Consider the following 1,751-nt stretch of genomic DNA (forward strand, 5'->3'; position numbering starts at 1 on the left):
CTCCCGCCCGACCCGCGGCCGATGAAGTACGCCACGTGGTCGCCGATGAACGCGCCGAGCGCCGCAAGGACCACCACCAGCGCCAGGTTCGGCCGTCCCGACGCCGCGTACACCCCGCCGGTGATCACCATGCTCTCGCTGGGCACCACGGGGAAGAACCCGTCGATCGCGGCGACCGCGAACAGCGCCAGGTAGAACCAGGGCGAGGTCACCGCGGTGTGCAGCAGGTCCACTACTCCGTCCATGGCATCGACGCTAGGGAACGATCACCGGTGGGGGCATCGGGCGGAAGGCCAGACCCGTCCCCTACTTCCGGCAGTACGGGGACCGGGTCCTGCGAACGATGTACCGCCGGTTCCTCACCCCGTAGGACGAGACCGCGGTCCTGCCCGCGCGAGGCTGGGGGCACAGCACGCATCCCGGGGGAGGGGATCATGGAACCGCAGCCGAACACCACCACCGACGTCGCGGCCGATGCCGCGGCGGGAGCCGCCGCCGACGCCATGGGCGCGGATATGGGCGCGGACGGGGCCGGGGGTGCCGCGGGACGGGCCGTGGCGTCGCGGCGTCCGGTGCCGCGGCGGCGGGCGGAGGGCCGAGCAGGGCGGTGCCCGCCGGGACGGCCCGCAGCGCGGTCACCAGCGGCTCGGCGGCCCGTGCCAGCAGCAGCGCCGCGGCCGCCGCCACGGCGATCCCGACCAGGAACCCGGCGGCCACGTCGTGGGGGTAGTGCACCCCGACGAACACCCGCGAGAACGCCATGAGCGCGGCGAGCGGCAGCACCAGCGGGGCCATCGCCCGCCACGCCACCACGATCGCCGCCGCCGACCCGGCCGCGATGGCGGCGTGGTTGCTGGGGAACGACCAGTCGCCCGGCGGCGGGCACGCCGCGATGTTCATCGCGCCCGCGACCGCGCGGCAGGGCCGCTCCTCCTGGACGGCGGTCTTGGAGATCTCGCTCACCAGATACGCCGCGACCATCGCCGCCGGCGCCGACAGCGCGCGTCCCATGGCCCGCGCGTCCGCGCGGCGCGCCCGCCACCAGCCCGCCGCGAACAGCGCGGCGAACAGCAGCAGCCCGGCGTCGGTGCCGACCTCGGCCACCGGGTGCGTCCACGGCGGGGTGCGGTGCGCGAACTCGGTGATGTCCCGGTACAGGTCGGCGCTGAAGTCTGGCGCTCGCATGCTCTCCCTCACGATCGAGGCGGTCCGTCCAGGAAGTGAGATCCCCGGACGGACCGCCAAAGTTCATCCGTTGTTCACGGATGGTTCAAGGGTGGCATGCGAACCGGATCAGGGGCGGCGGATCGGCTCGACCGCCTGGGCGTCCCTGCGGCCGTCCTCCCGGCCGCCGTCCCGGCCGTCCGCGCCGTCGCCGGTGTCGTGCGGGGTGGACCGGCCGCGGCGGTGGCGCAGGAACCGCACCGTCTCCACCAGCGCCGTCGCGGTCAGCGCCAGGCCCAGGCCCACGGCCAGGCCCTTGATCGGGTCGTCCTCGAACGCGACCCCGCCCACGTAGCCCAGCAGCGCCCCGTACAGGGCCCACGACGCCGCCGCGATGCCCGCGAACAGCGAGAACGACCGCAGCGGGTACCCGACCACGCCCATCGTCATGGTGACGGCGGTGCGGCCGCCCGGCACGTACCGTGCGACGACCAGGATCAGGCCGCCCCGCTCGTCCATGGTGCGCCGCGCCCACCCGAACGCCTTGTGCCGCCGTGTGCCGGGCCGCATCGCCCGTGTCACCCTCC

At 74.9% G+C, this 1,751-nt stretch carries 3 protein-coding genes; all 3 read right to left on the bottom strand.

The window, feature by feature from the left end:
• On the bottom strand, window positions 1–245 hold a 245-nt coding region (locus E1298_RS46660; RefSeq protein ID WP_424923245.1), incomplete at its 3' end, for a DedA family protein.
• 187 nt (window positions 246–432) lie between these two features.
• Entirely contained in the window at window positions 433–1,185 is a 753-nt protein-coding gene (locus tag E1298_RS46665) for a phosphatase PAP2 family protein (protein WP_131903765.1), read from the bottom strand.
• A gap of 108 nt (window positions 1,186–1,293) precedes the next feature.
• On the bottom strand, window positions 1,294–1,751 hold a 458-nt coding region (locus E1298_RS46670), incomplete at its 5' end, for a DedA family protein (protein ID WP_207945283.1).

It is taken from the genome of Actinomadura rubrisoli (assembly GCF_004349215.1).
Classification (GTDB): domain Bacteria; phylum Actinomycetota; class Actinomycetes; order Streptosporangiales; family Streptosporangiaceae; genus Spirillospora; species Spirillospora rubrisoli.